Genomic DNA, 17,624 nt, shown 5'->3' on the forward strand with positions numbered 1-17,624 from the left:
TGTCGTAATTTACTCCCCCGTACTAGTAAGGTCAGGCTGACCTGCGCCAGGGGTCCACTGCGGGGCCGCCAGTACTACATCGCGTAGAATGCTGGGGTGCGATCCCCCAAATCCCCGGTTCTGTCCATCAGCGGGTTAATTAAGGATGTTGGTCCGCTGGCTAGCCTGGACGGAAAAATGCTCCGGGTGGTCAACGGCGTATCCCTTATGGCCGAACGCGGCCAGGTCACGGCCCTCCTGGGCGCCAATGGAGCCGGAAAGACCACCACAATCGAATGCGCCCAGGGCCTGCAGAGGCGCAGCGGCGGCAGCATCTCGCTGCTCGGCCAGGATCCGGGCCGTTCGGGCGCTGACCTGCGGTCCCGCGTAGGCGTGATGCTTCAGGACGGCGGCCTCCCGCCGTCGGCCCGTCCCATCCCGCTCCTGCGGCACATCGCCGGAATGTACGCGCGGCCCCGCTCAGTTGACGAACTGGTGGAACGGCTCGGCATTGATACTTTCGCCAGGACCAGCGTGCGCAGACTCTCCGGTGGGCAGAAGCAGCGTCTGGCCCTCGCCGCAGCACTGATCGGCAATCCGGAAGTCCTTTTCCTGGACGAGCCCAGCGCCGGCCTGGATCCCCAGTCCCGGCAACTGGTCTTCGAGCTGATCTCGGAACTGCGGGCGGCCGGGATGGGCATCATCCTGACAACACACCTGATGGACGACGCCCAGCGGCTGGCGGACTACGTGTACATCATCGACGCCGGCAGGAACGTCGCCGAGGGAACAGTTTCCCAGCTGCTGCAGCGGGACCCGGCTGTGGAGGCCGGCACCGACCACGTCCGCACCCTGGTGTTCGAGGCTCCCCCGGGGCTGGATTTTACCGGCGTGCTGCCCGATGCCATCGCCGTCTCTGAAACACGGGCGGGAAGCTACGTGGCCTCGGGTGCACTGACACCCCGCGATCTCGCGTCGTTGACCGCCTGGTGGGCAGCCCACGGCGTGATGCCCGGTTTTATGAGCCTGGCGGCACGAAGCCTGGAAGATGTCTTCCTGGACATCTCGGGAAAGGACATCCGATGACGGCTCCCGCAGCCACCGCCGCCCAGGGAGCACCAGCCACGCTGCTGCGCCGTATCCTGCTGCAGGGTAAGTACGAATCACTGACGATGCTCCGGAACGGCGAGCAGCTGATCCTTGCAGTCGTCCTGCCGCTTCTGGCGCTGGTGGGGCTCACCGTCACTCCTTTCCTGGACGGTTTCGGAGCCAGCCGCATCAATGTGGCCGTCCCCGGCATCCTGGCATTGTGCGCCATGTCCACGGCCTTCACCGGGCAGGGCATCGCCACCGGCTTCGACCGGCGGTACGGGGTTCTCCGGTTCCTGTCCACCACGCCCCTGGGCCGCGAAGGCCTCATCGCGGGTAAGGTGCTGGCGGTCCTGGCGGTGCTCTGCCTGCAGGTGGCAGTGGTGACGCTGGTGGCGCTTCCGTTGGGCTGGCAGCCGCCTGCCTCCGGCTGGCTCCCTGGGCTGACACTGCTGGCCCTGGGCGCCGTGGCGTTCACCGCGCTGGGGCTCCTGGTGGCAGGCACGGTCCGGCCCGAGGCAACACTCGCCATCACCAACCTGCTGTGGATCCTGCTGGGCGCCCTAGGAGGGATAGTCATTCCCGCGGAACGGCTGCCCGCATTGGCGCAGGGAGCGGTCCACTACCTGCCCTCCGGCGCACTCGGCGAGGCCATGCGCGAAGCTTTCCTGCACGGCTCGTTGAACGGCGGCGCCGCGCTTATCCTGCTGCTCTGGACGGTTCTTGCCGGAGCAGCAGCCATCCGTTGGTTCAAGTGGAATTGAGATATCCGTGAGCACGGCTTCACGCCTCCCCCAGATCGCCGGCCGCCTTATCGCGAGGCTGCCCCGAACCGTGGACGACAGCGTCCGCCGCCTCGCGGTGGCGTCCCTGGTTGGCCAGACGCTGCTGGTGGTGACCGGCGGCGCGGTGCGGCTGACTGCATCCGGCCTCGGCTGCCCCACCTGGCCGCGCTGCACCGAGACCTCTTTGGTCAACACTGCCGAAATGGGGATCCACGGCTTCATCGAGTTCGGCAACCGGCTCCTGACGTTTGCCCTGGCGGCGGTTGCGCTGGCCATGCTTGTGTACTTGTGGAACCTTCGCAAGGAGCGCCGGGACCTCTTCCTGCTGGCGCTGGGCCTGCTGGCCAGCATCCCGGCACAGGCGGTGATCGGTGGCATCACCGTGCTGACCAACCTCAATCCGTGGGTGGTGGGCCTGCACTTCCTCGTTTCCATGGCCCTTGTGGTGATTGCCACCCTGCTCGTCAACCGGGCCTACGGCAGGACGGGCCGCCATGCCGGCGTCCAGCTCCCCGCCTTGCCGGGCGTCATGCGTCCGGTGACTGCCGCCGTCGGGCTTTTCTCCGCCCTCGCCGTAATGCTCGGCGTAGTGGTGACCGGCTCCGGTCCCCACGCCGGTGACGCCGACGCGCCCCGCAACGGCCTGGACTGGGACCTGTTCTCCCACATCCATGCGGTTCCGGCGTACGTAATCACTGCCGGCACACTGTTCGCACTGGTGCTGGTCATTGTCCGCCGGCTCCAGGGCCCGTTCCGTACGTCCGTCCTGTTGCTGCTTTCCGTGACCCTGCTGCAGGCCGTCATCGGCTTCACCCAGTACTACAACGGCATCCCCGCGTTGCTTGTGGGCGCCCACATGCTCGGCGCCGCGCTGCTGATGAGCGCGGCAACAAACTCCGCCGACCTCGCCCGCTCGAGCCCGGTCTCGTAGCCTCCGCCGCTTTTTGCCCCGACGGAGGGCCACGGTTCGCGACGAACCGTGGCCCCCAGCATTTAAGGACGCTCTCTCGATTAATGCATGGAATCGGCAGACCCTCTCTCATTCCCTGCGGTGGTTCGCAGGATCTTCCCTTACCTCCTGGAGACACAAAAGCGACCCTCCTTCACCGTTGGTGAGAGAGGGTCGCTAAGAAAGCTGCAGGTACTGATAGAGGATCGGTAAAAAACCCACGTTAAGTGAGAGAGCGTTGGGTGGGGGTGCTGTTAACCGATGATCGCTGATCCGACGAACGGATCCACGGCCAATGCGATGAACAACAGCGTCAGATAGCTGATGGAGCCGTGGAAGACCTTCATGGCGCGCTTGTCCGAGATGTCCTCGCGCTGCGCCCGGTTGTAGAGAGAGTGCGACTCGTAAAGGAACCATGCACCCGCCAACACTGCGGTGGCCGTGTAGACCCAGCCCGCGCCACCGGCGGGGACCAGCAGCAGCGAGCAGACCACCATGGCCCAGGCGTAGAGGACCACCTGGACGGAAACCACCTTGGCGCCGGCAATTGCCCCAAGCATGGGCACATTCGCGTTGCGGTAGTCCTCGCCGTAACGCATCGAAAGCGGCCAGTAGTGCGGCGGCGTCCAGAGGAAGATGACCATAAACAGGATGACGGCCGGCCATTCGACGGTATTGGTCACGGCGGCCCATGCGATCAGCACTGGGAAGCAGCCCGCAGCTCCACCCCACACAATGTTCTGTGCGGTGCGGCGCTTGAGGATGATGGTGTAGATGACTACATAGAAGAAAATTGCGGCCAACCCGAGCCACGCGGCCAGCGGGTTGGCGCCGAACCAGAGAATAACGATGGCGGCTGCCCCGAGCAGCCAGGAGAACACCAGCGCCTCGCGCGGCGTCACCTCGCCGGTGACGAGCGGACGGTTCTCGGTCCGGTGCATCAGTTTGTCGATGTCGCGGTCAAGGTAGCAGTTGAAGGCACCGGCACTGCCGGCGGCAAACGCGCCGCCGACCAGCGTGGCCAGGATCAGGCCGATCGGCGGGAAGCCGCGCTCGGCGTAGATCATGGTGGGCAAGGTGCTGACCAGCAGCAACTCAATGACACGCGGCTTGGTGAGGGCGAAATACGCCTTGGCCTTACGGGCGAACCCGGCTCCCCCTCTGGTGCGGGAAGCATTAAGCGGCGTATCTGTTGTGCTCACGGTGGCAGTCACCCGTTCTGGTTGGCAGTTCTGTCTGGCAGTGCAGCTGTGTCTTGCGGCCGTTCGCCGGGCAGCCCGCCAATGGTCATCAGAAGAGGTCCCGGCAACGTCCCGGGTCTGCCGCCGCCCCGAAAGGGCTCGGCTACCGGCGTCGGCCTCCAAATATCATACCGTGCGCATTTGTAACAGGTGCCCCCGGATTAGGCCCTGATGATTGCGCGCAGGGTGATTCGAGCAGATTAACTCAACCTCACGAAATGGCGATTCACATAAGGGGAAATTGCGTCCAAAAGGTGAGATTTGCGCTGACCGCAGAGTGGAATCGAGCTAAGCTGTCACCAGATCAGCAAGCGGCGGAAAAGCGTTGGATAACGCGTTCCCATAGCCCTGCTGAATGATAGATCAACGTTTCGATGGTGAACGGCTGGTACACACCGCAGCGGGCACCATAGCGTGCCCCGAAACGGATCCCGTGTACCGCCTACCATCAGCACAGAGAGGGGCCCGGTTTTCGTGCCACATTTGGAAGAGCAAGAACTGTCATGGACCAGCTTGGACCAGCGCGCGGTGGACACTATCCGCGTTCTGGCTGCGGATGCCGTCGAGAAGGTCGGTAACGGCCACCCGGGCACGGCCATGAGCCTGGCGCCCGCCGCCTACCTTCTCTTCCAGAAGCTGATGCGCCACGACCCGCGCAACCCGGACTGGCTGGGACGCGACCGGTTCATCCTGTCTCCCGGCCACACGTCCCTGACCCTTTACATCCAGCTGTTCCTGTCGGGCTACGGCCTGGAACTGAAGGACCTTGAGGCACTTCGCACCTGGGATTCCCTGACCCCGGGCCACCCGGAGTACAAGCACACCGCCGGTGTGGAGATCACCACCGGGCCGCTGGGCCAGGGCCTGGCCTCGTCGGTCGGGTTCGCCTACTCCCAGCGCCGGATGCGCGGCCTGTTCGACGCCGATGCTGCGGCCGGGGAAAGCCCCTTCGACCACACCATCTGGGTTATCGCCTCCGACGGGGACCTGCAGGAAGGCGTCACTTCCGAGGCGTCCTCGCTGGCCGGCCACCAGGAACTGGGCAACCTCGTAGTTGTCTACGATGAGAACCACATCTCCATCGAGGACGACACCGACATCTCCTTCACCGAGGATGTGCTCAAGCGCTACGAGGCCTACGGCTGGCACACCCAGCGCGTCGACTGGACCGAGACAGGCGAATACGTCGAAGACGTCCAGGAGCTATACTCTGCGCTGCTCGCCGCGAAGGCCGAGACGTCCAAGCCGTCCATCATCTCGCTGCGCACCATCATCGGCTACCCGGCGCCCAAGAAGCAGAACACGGGCAAGATCCACGGTTCAGCCCTGGGCGCAGAGGAAGTCGCAGGCCTGAAGTCCGTCCTGGGCTTCGACCCCGCCAAGTCCTTCGACGTTGACCAGGAAGTCCTGGCCCACGCCCGCTCCGTCGTGGACCGCGGCGCCGCTGCCAAGAAGGAATGGGAAGAGTCCTTCAACGCCTGGCAGGCCGCCAACCCCGAAGGCTCTGCACTCCTGCAGCGCATCGAGGCCCGCGAACTGCCCGACGGCCTGGACGCCGCGCTTCCGGTCTTCCCGGCCGGCAAGGACGTCTCCACCCGCGCCGCTTCCGGCAAGGTCCTGAACGCACTCGGACCGGTCATGCCGGAACTCTGGGGCGGCTCCGCCGACCTCGCCGAGTCCAACAACACCACCATCGAAGGCTCGCCGTCGTTCGTGCCCGCCTCCAAGCAGACCGATACCTGGTCCGGCAACCCCTACGGCCGGGTCCTGCACTTCGGTATCCGTGAGCACGCCGCGGCATCGATCGTGAACGGCATTGCCCTGCACGGCCGGACCCGCGCGTTCTCCGGCACGTTCCTGATCTTCAGCGACTACCAGCGGCCCGCCATCCGGCTCGGCGCCCTGATGGGTGTTCCGTCCCTGTATGTCTGGACGCACGACTCCATCGGCCTGGGCGAAGACGGCCCCACCCACCAGCCGGTGGAACAGCTCGCTTCCCTGCGCGCCATCGTGGGCCTGGACGTGGTCCGCCCCGGCGATGCCAACGAGGTCGCGGTGGCATGGAAGACCATGCTGGAGAACCACGAGAACCCTGCCGGCATTGTCTTGACCCGCCAGAACATCCCCACCTATGCCCGCGGTGAAGGCGAAGCCGACGGCGACACGTTCGGTTCCGTTTCCGGTGTGGCCAAGGGTGGCTACGTCCTGGCTGAAGCTTCCAAGGACGGCGCCACCGTGCCCGCCGACGTGATCCTGATCGGCACCGGCTCCGAGGTCCAGCTGGCCGTCCAGGCCCGCGAAGCCCTCCAGGCTGAAGGCATCGCTGCCCGAGTCGTCTCCATGCCGTGCGTGGAGTGGTTCAACAAGCAGGACGCCGCTTACCGCGAGTCCGTGCTCCCCGCTGCCGTCAAGGCCCGGGTCTCCGTCGAGGCCGGGCTGGCCCTGGGCTGGAGGGAATTCGTCGGCGACGCCGGACGTTCCATCTCGCTCGAGCACTATGGCGCTTCCGCCGACTACAAGCGCCTTTTCCAGGAGTTCGGCATCACCGCGGTGGCTGTCGCCGCCGCTGCCAAGGACTCCCTCGCTGGCCTGCAGGCCTGAACCAGATTTTAGGAGATATCACCATGACTACCCCTACACAGCAGCTCTCCGACGCCGGAGTATCCATCTGGCTCGATGACCTTTCCCGCAGCCGCCTTGAGACCGGCACGCTGCAGAAGCTGATCGAAGAGAAGAACGTTGTTGGTGTGACCACCAACCCGTCCATCTTCCACGCCGCCATCACGGCCGGCACAGACTACGACGCCACCATCGCGGCCCAGGCAGCAGCCGGCGCCAGCGTCGAGGAGACCATCTTCGAAATCACCACCACCGACGTCGCCGACGCCTGCGACCTCTTCGCACCGGTGGCAGCAGCCACCAACGGTGTTGACGGCCGCGTGTCCATCGAAGTTGACCCGCGCCTCGCCTGGGACACGGCCGGCACCATTGCCGAAGCCAAGCACCTGTACAAGAAGGTCAACAAGGACAACGTCCACATCAAGATCCCGGCAACCCTCGAAGGCCTCGAAGCGATCACCGCGACACTGGCCGAGGGCATCAGCGTCAACGTGACCCTGATCTTCTCGCTCGAGCGCTACCGCGCAGTCATCAACGCCTTCCAGTCAGGCCTGGAGCAGGCCAAGGACAACGGCCACGACCTGTCCAAGATCCACTCGGTCGCGTCGTTCTTCGTGTCCCGCGTGGACTCCGAAATCGACAAGCGCCTCGACGCCATCGGCACCGACGAGGCCAAGGCCCTCAAGGGCAAGGCAGGCGTGGCCAACGCACGCTTGGCCTACCAGGTCTACGAGGAGCTCTTCGCCACCGAACGCTGGGCACTGCTGGCTGAAGCCGGCGCCCTCCCCCAGCGTCCGCTGTGGGCCTCCACCGGCGTCAAGGACCCGGCTTACCCGGACACCCTGTACGTCACCGAACTGGCAGCCCCCGGCGTCGTGAACACCATGCCGGAGAAGACCCTCGATGCCACGTTCGACCACGGCGTCGTCACCGGCGACACCGTCTCCGGCACGTTCACCGAGGCCAACGCCACGCTGGACGCGCTGGACGCACTGGGCATCTCCTACAACGAGGTTGTCGCCCTCCTCGAATCCGAAGGCCTGGACAAGTTCGTGGCCAGCTGGAAGGAACTCCTGGGCGACGTCGAAGGTGCCCTTGCCGCCGCACGGAAGGCCTCCTAACCCACTATGAGCACTCTCAGCTACGACGCCACCGGTGCCGCGCAGCAGGCACTCGAGCAGCACCTGCCCGCCCTCGTGGCGGACCGCATCGCCACCCGGATCTTCGCCAAGGACCACACCCTGTGGGGTCCCGACGCCGAGGCCGAGTCCGCTGTCCGCCTCGGCTGGGTGGAGGCGGCCACCGTCTCACAGGCCCTCGTGGCCGGCATCCTCGAGCTCCGTGATGCCCTCAAGGCTGACGGCGTGACCCGCATCGTGCTTTGCGGCATGGGCGGATCTTCGCTGGCTCCCGAGGTCATCGCCAGCACCGCTGGCGTCGAGCTGACAGTGCTGGACAGCACCGACCCCGACCAGGTCCGTGCTGCCCTCGCAGACCGGCTGGCCGAAACCGCGATTGTGGTTTCGTCCAAGTCCGGTTCAACCCTGGAGACCGACTCCCAGCGCCGGATCTTCGAGCACGCCTTCACCGAGGCCGGCATCGAAGCGAAGAGCCGGATCATCATCGTCACCGATCCCGGGTCCCCGCTGGATAAGGCCTCGCGTGAGGCCGGCTACCGCGCCGTCTTCAACGCCGATCCGAACGTGGGCGGCCGCTACTCAGCCCTCACCGCATTCGGACTGGTCCCCTCGGGCCTGGCCGGTGTGGACATCCAGGCCTTCCTGGATGAGGCCGAGGAAGCCGCCGAGATCCTGAACGAGGACGCCGCCGAGAACATCGGGCTGGCCCTCGGAACAGCCCTGGGCGGAACCAACCCGCTGCGCAACAAGATTGTCATCGCCGAGGACGGCTCCGGCATCGTGGGCTTCGCGGACTGGGCCGAACAGCTCATCGCCGAATCCACCGGCAAGCTCGGTACCGGCGTCCTGCCGGTGGTTGCCGGACCCACGTCACCGGAGGTCACCTCCGGCGCCGCGGACGTCCTGGTGGTGCGGCTGGTAGCCGCGGATGCCGACGTCGAACTCGGTGACAACGAGGTAGCCATCGCGGGCGGCCTGGCCACCCAGATGATGGTGTGGGAGTTCGCCACTGCCGTGGCCGGGCGCCTCCTGGGCATCAACCCGTATGACCAGCCGGACGTGGAGGCAGCCAAGGTTGCCGCCCGCGGCCTGCTGGATGCCCAGCCCGAACCGACCCCTGCCGCCTTCGTGGACGGCGCCGTTGAGGTCCGCGGCGGTGACTGGCTCCGTGGGGCAGCCACCGCGGAGGAAGCCGTCGGCGCCCTCCTTGGAACGCTCGACGACGACAGCTACCTCAGCGTCCATGCCTACTTTGACCGGCTGGCCTTCGCAGAGCTGGAAGGCATCCGCGACCCGCTTGCCGGCGTAAGCGGCCGTCCCGTCACGTTTGGCTGGGGCCCGCGGTTCCTGCACTCCACCGGGCAGTTCCACAAGGGCGGACCCGCCATTGGAGTCTTTCTCCAGGTCACGGCCGCTCCTGCGGAAGACCTGGCCATCCCGGACCGTCCGTTCACGTTCGGGGAACTGATTTCCGCCCAGGCCGCGGGCGACGCCCAGGTCCTGGCCGGCCATGGCCGCCCTGTCCTGCGACTGCACCTGACCGACCGCGCCGCCGGAGTTGCACAGCTGCAGGAGATCATTGCAGCACTCGCAGCCCGGTCAGCTTCCGTCACCGAAAACTAAGGCTCAACAGCAAACATGCCAGAAACTGAAAACGGCAGGAATTCCGCGACGCGTTCCGGGCGATCAGGGCGGAATCCGCTCCGGGATCCCCGTGACCGTCGTCTGAATCGGATTGCCGGTCCGTCCTCGTTGGTGCTCTTCGGGGTGACCGGGGATCTTGCCCGTAAGAAGCTCATGCCGGCCGTGTATGACCTGGCGAACCGGGGGCTGTTGCCGCCGAGTTTCGCGTTGGTGGGTTTCGGCCGCCGTCCGTGGAGTGATGCGGAGTTCGCTGCTGAGGTGAAGGCGTCGGTGAAGTCGTACTCGCGGACGCCGTTTGATGAGGCGGTGTGGAACCAGCTCGCCGAGGGTATCCGTTTTGTCCAGGGCGAGTTCGACGACGATGACGCCTTTGAGCGGTTGGGTGACACGATCGCTGAGCTCGATGAGCAGCGCGGAACGCGGGGCAATCACGCGTTTTACCTCTCGATCCCGCCGAAGGCGTTTGAACAGGTCTGCCGCCAGCTGTCCAAGCACGGCCTCGCGCAGGCTGAGAGTGAGAAGTGGCGGCGGGTGGTGATCGAGAAGCCGTTCGGGCATGACCTGGACTCGGCCCGGCAGCTGAACGACATTGTGGAGTCGGTCTTCCCGCCGGATGCGGTGTTCCGGATCGATCATTACCTGGGTAAGGAAACGGTCCAGAACATCCTGGCGCTGCGTTTCGCGAACCAGTTGTTCGAGCCGTTGTGGAACGCCAATTATGTGGACCACGTCCAGATCACGATGGCCGAGGACATCGGCACGGGCGGCCGCGCCGGGTATTACGACGGGGTGGGCGCGGCCCGGGACGTGATCCAGAACCACCTGCTCCAGCTGCTGGCTTTGACGGCGATGGAGGAGCCCATTTCCTTCAACGCCGATGACCTGCGGGCGGAGAAGGAAAAGGTCCTTGCCGCGGTCAAGCTCCCGGAGGATCTGTCGACGCATTCGGCGCGGGGGCAGTTCGCCGGCGGCTGGCAGGGCGGGGAACAGGTCCAGGGCTACCTGGAAGAAGAGGGTATCCCGGCGGATTCGAAGACCGAGACGTTCGCGGCGATCCGGGTGGATATCCATACCCGCCGGTGGGCCGGTGTGCCGTTCTACCTGCGTGCGGGCAAGCGTCTGGGCCGGCGGGTGACGGAGATCGCGGTGGTGTTCAAACGCGCCCCGAACCTGCTGTTCCGTGATCATGGTGAGGATGACTTCGGCCAGAACGCCGTGGTGATCCGGGTCCAGCCCGATGAGGGTGCGACGATCCGGTTCGGGTCCAAGGTCCCTGGCACGCAGATGGAAGTCCGGGACGTGACCATGGACTTCGGCTACGGGCATTCCTTTACCGAGTCCAGCCCGGAAGCGTATGAGCGGCTGATCCTCGATGTGCTCCTGGGCGAGCCGCCGCTGTTCCCGCGGCACGCGGAAGTGGAGCTGTCCTGGAAGATCCTGGACCCCTTTGAAGATTACTGGGCCGGGTTGGCTGAGCAGCCGGAGCCTTACGCCCCGGGGTCCTGGGGCCCTGCCTCGGCCGATGAACTGCTGGCCCGCGACGGACGAACCTGGAGAAGGCCATGATTGTAGATTTGCCGGACACCACCACCTCGAAGATCTCCAAGAAGATCACCTCCCTGCGTGAGCAGGGCGGCGTGATCGCCCTGGGCCGGGTCCTGACCCTCGTGGTCGTCACCCGCTCCGGGCTCGAGGAAGAAGCGATCGAGGCCGCGAACGAGGCCAGCCGCGAACACCCCTGCCGGATCATCGTCCTCGCCGACGCCGGAGCCCAGGCCCCGAACCGGCTCGACGCGCAGATCCGGGTGGGCGGTGACGCGGGCGCGTCCGAGGTCATCGTGCTCCGCGGCTACGGCGAGCTCGCCCACGAAAGCGAATCCCTGGTCGCGGCCCTGCTCCTGCCGGACGCGCCGATCGTGGCCTGGTGGCCGCACGGGGCACCGAAGAACGCCTGCGAAACCTCCGTGGGCCGGATCGCGCACCGCCGGATCACCGACTCCGCGAACGAAACCGATCCCCAGGCCGCGCTGGAGAACATCCGGGCCACGTACAAGGCCGGGGACACCGACCTCGCCTGGACCCGGCTGACCAACTGGCGGATCCAGCTCGCGGCAGTCCTGGACCAGGTGGACGCCTCCCCCGTGACCGCTGTGGCCGTCGAAGGCGCCTCCGACTCACCGTCCACCATCCTGCTGGCGGCATGGCTGACCCTGGCCCTGGACGCGCCTGTGACCATCGTCGCGGACCCCGCCGGCACCGGTATCCGCCGGGTCCGGCTCACGCGCCACACCGGCGACGTCCAGCTCTTCCGCCCCGGACTCTCCGTCGCCGAACTCACCCAGCCCGGACAGCCCGCCCAACGCATCTCCCTCCCACGCCGCAGCCTCAAAGACTGCCTCGCCGAAGAGCTCCGCCGCCTCGACCCCGACGAAGTGTTCGGCGAAGTGATTACTATTGGACTGCCACGTACCAATCTAAGGAGCGTCCGACCCAGTGAGCGTTGAGCCAAGAGTTAGCATCCATCCTGATTCGTCCGTCCTGATGGCCGCCATTGCGGCCCGCCTGATCACCAAGCTGGTGGATGTGCAGGACAAGCACGGTGAGGCCACGGTGGTGCTGACCGGCGGCACAGTAGGCATCGGAACGCTGAAGGCTGTTGCGGATTCTCCGGCAGCGCCGGCCGTCGACTGGTCCAGGGTGAACTTTTGGTGGGGTGACGAGCGCTTTGTTGCCGCGGACCATCCCGACCGGAACACCAGGCAGGCATTTGCTGCACTCCTGTCGAGCATTCCGGTTGATCCTGCAAGGATCAACCAGCCTGCCTCCTCGGATGACTTCGACACGCCCGAGGAAGCCGCCGAGGACTACGCGCGCAGGCTCCGGGAAGCAGCCCAGGCCGAACACGCTGCCGACATGTCCGACGACCGTCCGGACGAACCGGGAGTACTGCCGCGGCTGGACGTTGTGCTGCTGGGCGTTGGCCCGGACGCCCACGTGGCCTCGCTCTTCCCGGAGCAGGGCGGAATCCGGGAGAAGGAGCGGACAGTCGTTGGCGTCCGCAATTCCCCCAAGCCGCCGCCCCAGCGGATCTCGCTCACGCTTCCCGCCATAAACACTGCTGCCGAGGTCTGGATGGTGGTGGCGGGCGAGGACAAGGCCGGCGCGGTGGGCCTGGCCCTGGCGGGCGCCAACCCGGTACAGGTACCGGCGGCAGGCCCGCGGGGAACATCCCGCACGCTGTGGCTTATCGACGAAAACGCAGCGTCACGCGTCCCGCAGCAGCTCGTCCGGAAGGACGCCGCCGGCGCGTAGCCTTTCCAGCGCTCCGGCCAGGACAGCTTGGGCGTCCTGGTCGGAGCGCCGTTCTTTAACGTATTCAAGGTGGCTCTTGAAGCCTTCGTCCAGCGGGTCCGGCAGGTCGGCTTCCTTGCCGTCCCGTGATGCCGGAGCCCCGCAGCGCCGGCAGTCCCAGACCGTGGGAAGCTGCTCCTCCGGCAACCGCAGGAAAACAAGCTGGGTCTCATGCCCCTTGGCGCACCAAAAGGAAACCCTGATACGGGGCACCCTCTCGCCCGAGGCCGCTTCTGACTGGTTCTTGGGACCGGCTCCTTCTGTGACACCCACCCGGGTGCCGCGGAACGCTGACGCACTATGTACCATCGGGACTCCTGGCTGCTTAAACACAAAACTGTGGCTGTTGGAAGCCAACAGCCACAGTTTAGTTCGGAGTTCCCCATCGCGGCAGTGCCGGGCGACGATCAGTTGCAGGAGCTATGAGTCCCCTGCGCCGCTGAAGCGCATGAACAGGCCAAGGGCGATGATCACGACGCCCCAGGTAACGCCCAGAATCACCGTGAACCTGTTCAGGTTCCGCTCGGCCACGCCGGAGGAGCTGAGGCCGGAACTCATACCGCCGCCGAACATGTCCGACAGCCCGCCACCCCGGCCCTTGTGGAGGAGGATAAGCAGGGTCAGCAGAAGGCTGGTGATGCCCAGGAGAATCTGCAGAATGACATGAAGAACGTCCACGACGGCCTTTCAGAAGATTGGAATTGCGGGAGCCTGGAGCTGAGTGACGGACTAGTCCGTCACCAGGTGACTCTCGAACCTGACAATATTAGCAAACTCCGCGGGATCGAGACTTGCCCCGCCGACCAACACGCCGTCAACGTCGCGTTCCTTCAGGATCGCGGCGACATTATTGGCCTTGACCGAGCCGCCGTAGAGCAGACGGATCTTCGCCGCAACGTCATCGCCGAAGAGCGTGGCCAGTTCCGCGCGGATGGCGGCGCACATTTCCTGGGCGTCCTCCGGCCCGGCCACTTCACCGGTGCCGATGGCCCAGACGGGCTCGTAGGCCACCACAAGCTCTGCCGCCTGCTCGGCCGTCAAACCGGCGACGTTCGCCCGGAGCTGTGTCAGCGTGTGCTCGACATGCGTGCCGGCCTGGCGGATTTCCAGGCCTTCCCCCACGCAAAGGACCGGAGTGACACTGTGCTTGAACGCTGCCTTGACCTTGGCGTTGAGCACTTCGTCGGATTCCTGGTGGATGGTGCGGCGTTCACTGTGCCCCACCAGGACGTAGCGGCAGCCCAGCTTGTTCAGGAACTGGCCGGAGGTGTCGCCCGTGTAGGCGCCCGAGTCGAACTGGGAGAGGTCCTGGCCGCCGTAGGCTATGTCCAGTTCATCTCCCTGGACGAGGGTCTGCACGCCGCGGAGGTCGGTGAATGGCGGGAAGACGGCCACCTCGACCCGGTTGTAGTCGTGCTTGGCGTCGGACAGGGTCCAGGCCAGTTTTTGCAGGAGGGTGATGCCCTGGACATGGTCCATGTTCATCTTCCAGTTGCCTGCAATGAGAGGCGTGCGGTCAAAAGCGCCGTTCGTTGACGTAGTCACGTGTTCTCCAAAAGTACTTGATATGTGTGCGGCCGGCAGGGTGCCCGCGGGCACCCTGCCGGCCGGAGGACTTGGCAGTCCAGGTGCCTAACGGTCCAGGACGCTGAGTCCCGGGAGTTCCTTGCCTTCGAGATATTCCAGGCTGGCGCCGCCGCCGGTGGAAATGTGACCGAACTGGTCGTCAGCGAAGCCGAGCGTCCGCACGGCGGCAGCGGAGTCGCCGCCGCCGACCACGGTGAACGCGTCGACCTCGGTGAGGGCCTGGGCCACGGCGCGGGTTCCGCCGGAGAATGCTTCGAATTCAAAGACGCCCATGGGCCCGTTCCAGAACACCGTTTTGGCGCCCTTGATGCGGTCCGCAAAAGCGGCTGCAGAGTCCGGTCCGATGTCCAGGCCGATGCCCCGGGCACCGAAGCTGCTGCCCTCGATGCCGTCCGCGGGGACAGTCTCGTAGTCAGCGTCGGACGCGAACTTACCGGCCACCACAACGTCGGTGGGCACAATGAATTCGGTGCCGGCACCGGCAGCCCGCTTCAGGTAGTCCTGGACAACCGGGATCTGGTCTTCTTCCAGGAGGCTGCCGGCCACGCTGTGGCCCTCTGCTGCCAGGAACGTGAAGAGCATGCCGCCGCCCACCAGGATGGTGTCGGCCTTGCCGATGAGGTTGTCGATGACCGCCAGCTTGTCGGAGACCTTGGAGCCGCCGAGCACCACCACGTAGGGCCGCTGCGTGTCAGCTGTCAGCTTCCGCAGGACCTCCACCTCGGTGTGCACAAGATCGCCCTGGTAGGACGGGAGCCGGGTGGCGACGTCGTAGACACTGGCGTGCTTGCGGTGCACGGCACCAAAGGCGTCGTCAACGTAGGCGCCGTTGGCCCCGGTCAGGGCCACCAGTTCGTCCGCGAAGGCGCCGCGTTCGGCGTCGTCCTTGCTGGTCTCCCGGGCGTCGAAGCGCACGTTCTCCAGGACGAGGACCTCGCCGTCCTGAAGGGAGGAGGCGAATTCCTTAGCGGAGCTGCCCACGGTGTCCTTCGCGAGCGAGACCTTGAAGGCGGCAAGTTCGGCGAGCCGCGCTACGGCAGGCCGGAGGGAGTACTTTTCCTCCGGAGCGCCCTTGGGGCGTCCGAGGTGGGCTGTTACCAGCACGCGGGCACCGGCGTCCGTGAGCTTTCCCAGTACTGGCAGAGAGGCCTTGATGCGGCCGTCGTCAGTCACTGTAGAGCCGTCGAGCGGCACATTCAGGTCACTTCTGACAAGAATGTACCGCCCGCGGACACCTTCAGCGATCAGTTCGTTGAGGGTGTGGAATGTCATGTGTCTAACCCTAGCCCAGCTTGGCTGCGACGAGCTCCGTGAGGTCCACGAGGCGGTTGGAGTAGCCCCATTCGTTGTCATACCAGGAAACAACCTTGACCTGGTTGCCGATGACCTTGGTCAGGCCGGAGTCGAAGATCGACGACGCCGGGTCCCCGACGATGTCCGAGGACACGATCGGTGCGTCCGTGTAGGTCAGGATGCCCTGGAACTCGTCGGACTCAGAAGCCTTCTTCAGCGCCGCGTTGACTTCCTCGACGGTAGTCTCGCGGGAGACCGTGACGGTGAGGTCGGTGGCCGAGCCGGTGGGGACGGGCACGCGGATGGCGAAGCCGTCCAGCTTGCCCTTGAGCTCGGGCAGGACCAGGCCGATCGCCTTGGCCGCACCCGTGGAGGTGGGAACCATGTTGATGGCGGCGGCACGGGCACGGCGGAGGTCGTTGTGCGGGCCGTCCTGCAGGTTCTGGTCAGCCGTGTAGGCGTGGATGGTGGTCATCAGGCCACGCTCGATGCCGAAGGTGTCGTTGAGGACCTTGGCCAGCGGGCCCAGGCAGTTGGTGGTGCAGGACGCGTTGGAAATGATGTTGTGCGCCGCGTTGTCGTACAGGCCCTCGTTGACGCCCATCACGATGGTGATGTCCTCGTCGGAGGCAGGTGCGGAGATCAGGACCTTCTTGGCGCCTGCGTCGATGTGCTTCTGCGCGGCAGCGGCCTTGGTGAAGAAGCCGGTGGACTCGATGACGATGTCGACGCCCAGCTCGCCCCAGGGCAAGTTGGCGGGATCGCGTTCGGCGAGAACCTTGATGACGTTGCCGTCGACAACGATGTTGCCGTCCTTGACCTCAACGGTTTCCTTCAGGCGGCCGCCGACGGAGTCGTACTTAAGCAGGTGGGCCAGTGCCTCAGGGCTGGTGAGGTCGTTGACGGCAACGATCTCCAGGTCCGCGCCCTGTGCGAGGGCTGCGCGGAAGTAGTTGCGGCCGATGCGGCCGAAGCCGTTGATACCAATACGGGTCGTCACTTGTTCAGTCTCCTTGGTGCTTGATTAAGCACAAACTAGTTGAGCGGGCATTGAAGCCAACTAACAGATCCCGCACGCCATTGGGCAGAGATGATTAACAGATCGGAGGGCGACCAGCCACATTGCTGAAGGCAGACCGCCTTCCGTGATCCATCTTACGTTTAAGTAGGTCCGCCCCCGCAAGTGCGGGGGCGGACCTTCCACATTCCGGCCGGAATCACGCCGAAATGTGAAGTTTGTTACACGCTCATGTACTGCGGGTCACTACGGCAGGGTGATGAGGCCCGTGGCGTTGGTGCGTGCAGCAGCGAAGCGCTTGGCGACATCGGCCCAGTTGACAATGTTCCAGAAGGCCTTGACGTAGTCAGCCTTGACGTTGACGTAGTCCAGGTAGAAGGCGTGCTCCCACATGTCCAGCATCAGCAGCGGCGTGGTGCCGAGAGCCACGTTGCCCTGCTGGTCGTAGAGCTGCTCGATGACCAGGTTGCCACCGATCGGCTCGTAGGCCAGGAAACCCCAGCCCGATCCCTGCAGGCCAAGGGCAGCCGCGGAGAACTGTGCGCGGAAGGCGTCGAAGGAACCGAAGGCGTCATCGATGGCAGCCGCCAGCTCGCCCTCAGGCTTGTCGCCGCCGTCCGGTGACAGGTTGTTCCAGAACACCGAGTGGTTGATGTGGCCGCCGGTGTGGAACGCGAGGTCCTTCGAAAGGCGGTTGATGTTGGCGAAATCGCCCTTGTCGCGCGCCTCTGCCAGCTGGGCAAGGGCGTTGTTGGCACCTGCAACGTAGGCAGCGTGGTGCTTGCTGTGGTGCAGCTCCATGATGCGCGCCGAAATGTGCGGCTCAAGCGCCGCGTAGTCGTAGCTGAGTTCTGGCAGTACGTACTCGGTCACAAAATCCTCCAATGTCGTGGACGGTCTGTCCGGGTTGTAACTCTCGGATTGTGCATC

The 17,624-nt window shown here is 65.3% G+C and carries 16 protein-coding genes; 9 read left to right on the forward strand and 7 right to left on the reverse strand.

Annotation, left to right across the window (positions count from 1 at the left end):
* Positions 1-96 precede the first annotated feature (96 nt).
* From ACX80M_RS02745 to ACX80M_RS02755, 3 genes are read left to right on the forward strand one after another with little or no spacing between them, the layout of a single operon-like run.
* Complete coding sequence (locus tag ACX80M_RS02745; protein ID WP_459308701.1) at positions 97-1,065, forward strand: ABC transporter ATP-binding protein; 969 nt, start codon at positions 97-99, stop codon at positions 1,063-1,065.
* Positions 1,062-1,832, forward strand: coding sequence for an ABC transporter permease (locus tag ACX80M_RS02750; protein WP_459308703.1), 771 nt, complete (start codon positions 1,062-1,064; stop codon positions 1,830-1,832). The genes ACX80M_RS02745 and ACX80M_RS02750 overlap by 4 nt, the downstream gene beginning before the upstream one ends.
* A gap of 7 nt (positions 1,833-1,839) precedes the next feature.
* Positions 1,840-2,784: a COX15/CtaA family protein gene (locus ACX80M_RS02755; RefSeq protein ID WP_459308705.1), complete on the forward strand. Its 945-nt coding sequence runs from the start codon at positions 1,840-1,842 to the stop codon at positions 2,782-2,784.
* 272 nt (positions 2,785-3,056) lie between these two features.
* Here ACX80M_RS02755 and ACX80M_RS02760 read toward each other — a convergent pair whose 3' ends face one another.
* Complete coding sequence (locus ACX80M_RS02760; protein ID WP_459308707.1) at positions 3,057-4,016, reverse strand: heme o synthase; 960 nt, start codon at positions 4,014-4,016, stop codon at positions 3,057-3,059.
* A 510-nt stretch (positions 4,017-4,526) separates the two neighbouring features.
* On the opposite strand from ACX80M_RS02760, the gene tkt reads away from it, so the two are divergent.
* Genes tkt through pgl form a run of 6 tightly spaced genes read left to right on the forward strand, consistent with a single transcriptional unit; the run spans position 4,527 to position 12,757 of the window.
* The gene (tkt, locus tag ACX80M_RS02765; RefSeq protein ID WP_252608016.1) at positions 4,527-6,644 is read left to right on the forward strand and encodes a transketolase; all 2,118 of its coding nucleotides are present in this window, start codon (positions 4,527-4,529) and stop codon (positions 6,642-6,644) included.
* Between the two features lie 23 nt (positions 6,645-6,667).
* The gene (tal, locus tag ACX80M_RS02770; RefSeq protein ID WP_459308709.1) at positions 6,668-7,783 is read left to right on the forward strand and encodes a transaldolase; all 1,116 of its coding nucleotides are present in this window, start codon (positions 6,668-6,670) and stop codon (positions 7,781-7,783) included.
* A 6-nt stretch (positions 7,784-7,789) separates the two neighbouring features.
* Positions 7,790-9,424 (forward strand): glucose-6-phosphate isomerase, encoded by a 1,635-nt coding sequence (locus ACX80M_RS02775; RefSeq protein ID WP_459308711.1) that lies wholly within the window; start codon positions 7,790-7,792, stop codon positions 9,422-9,424.
* Positions 9,425-9,439: 15 nt separating this feature from the next.
* On the forward strand, positions 9,440-11,011 hold the full coding sequence (zwf, locus tag ACX80M_RS02780) for a glucose-6-phosphate dehydrogenase (protein WP_459308713.1): 1,572 nt from the start codon (positions 9,440-9,442) through the stop codon (positions 11,009-11,011).
* Positions 11,008-11,949: a glucose-6-phosphate dehydrogenase assembly protein OpcA gene (locus tag ACX80M_RS02785; protein ID WP_459308715.1), complete on the forward strand. Its 942-nt coding sequence runs from the start codon at positions 11,008-11,010 to the stop codon at positions 11,947-11,949. Before zwf ends, ACX80M_RS02785 begins: the two co-directional genes overlap by 4 nt.
* Entirely contained in the window at positions 11,939-12,757 is an 819-nt protein-coding gene (gene pgl, locus ACX80M_RS02790; protein WP_459308718.1) for a 6-phosphogluconolactonase, read from the forward strand. The genes ACX80M_RS02785 and pgl overlap by 11 nt, the downstream gene beginning before the upstream one ends.
* On the opposite strand, the gene ACX80M_RS02795 is transcribed toward pgl, so the two are convergent.
* From ACX80M_RS02795 to ACX80M_RS02820, 6 genes are all read right to left on the reverse strand, one after another.
* A complete protein-coding gene (locus ACX80M_RS02795; RefSeq protein ID WP_252607942.1) occupies positions 12,710-13,105 on the reverse strand; it encodes an RNA polymerase-binding protein RbpA in 396 nt (131 codons plus the stop codon). The genes pgl and ACX80M_RS02795 overlap by 48 nt on opposite strands.
* 111 nt (positions 13,106-13,216) lie before the next feature.
* On the reverse strand, positions 13,217-13,474 hold the full coding sequence (secG, locus tag ACX80M_RS02800; protein ID WP_252598778.1) for a preprotein translocase subunit SecG: 258 nt from the start codon (positions 13,472-13,474) through the stop codon (positions 13,217-13,219).
* 51 nt (positions 13,475-13,525) lie between these two features.
* Positions 13,526-14,341, reverse strand: a complete 816-nt coding sequence (gene tpiA / locus ACX80M_RS02805; RefSeq protein ID WP_141140574.1) for a triose-phosphate isomerase — start codon at positions 14,339-14,341, stop codon at positions 13,526-13,528.
* An 87-nt stretch (positions 14,342-14,428) separates the two neighbouring features.
* The gene (locus ACX80M_RS02810; protein ID WP_459308721.1) at positions 14,429-15,655 is read right to left on the reverse strand and encodes a phosphoglycerate kinase; all 1,227 of its coding nucleotides are present in this window, start codon (positions 15,653-15,655) and stop codon (positions 14,429-14,431) included.
* 10 nt (positions 15,656-15,665) lie between these two features.
* Positions 15,666-16,676, reverse strand: coding sequence for a type I glyceraldehyde-3-phosphate dehydrogenase (gene gap / locus ACX80M_RS02815; RefSeq protein ID WP_058932523.1), 1,011 nt, complete (start codon positions 16,674-16,676; stop codon positions 15,666-15,668).
* 264 nt (positions 16,677-16,940) lie between these two features.
* Positions 16,941-17,567, reverse strand: a complete 627-nt coding sequence (locus ACX80M_RS02820) for a superoxide dismutase (RefSeq protein WP_252598776.1) — start codon at positions 17,565-17,567, stop codon at positions 16,941-16,943.
* Positions 17,568-17,624: the final 57 nt, after the last annotated feature.

The organism is Pseudarthrobacter sp. MDT1-22 (assembly GCF_054511035.1).

Excerpts from the sequence above, each read along its gene's own strand:
- ACX80M_RS02750 (WP_459308703.1), top strand. The coding sequence starts at position 1,062 with ATGACGGCTCCCGCAGCCACCGCCGCCCAGGGAGCACCAGCCACGCTG.
- tal (WP_459308709.1), top strand. The coding sequence starts at position 6,668 with ATGACTACCCCTACACAGCAGCTCTCCGACGCCGGAGTATCCATCTGG.
- ACX80M_RS02775 (WP_459308711.1), top strand. The coding sequence starts at position 7,790 with ATGAGCACTCTCAGCTACGACGCCACCGGTGCCGCGCAGCAGGCACTC.
- zwf (WP_459308713.1), top strand. The coding sequence starts at position 9,440 with ATGCCAGAAACTGAAAACGGCAGGAATTCCGCGACGCGTTCCGGGCGA.
- ACX80M_RS02785 (WP_459308715.1), top strand. The coding sequence starts at position 11,008 with ATGATTGTAGATTTGCCGGACACCACCACCTCGAAGATCTCCAAGAAG.
- ACX80M_RS02795 (WP_252607942.1), bottom strand. The coding sequence starts at position 13,105 with ATGGTACATAGTGCGTCAGCGTTCCGCGGCACCCGGGTGGGTGTCACA.
- ACX80M_RS02810 (WP_459308721.1), bottom strand. The coding sequence starts at position 15,655 with ATGACATTCCACACCCTCAACGAACTGATCGCTGAAGGTGTCCGCGGG.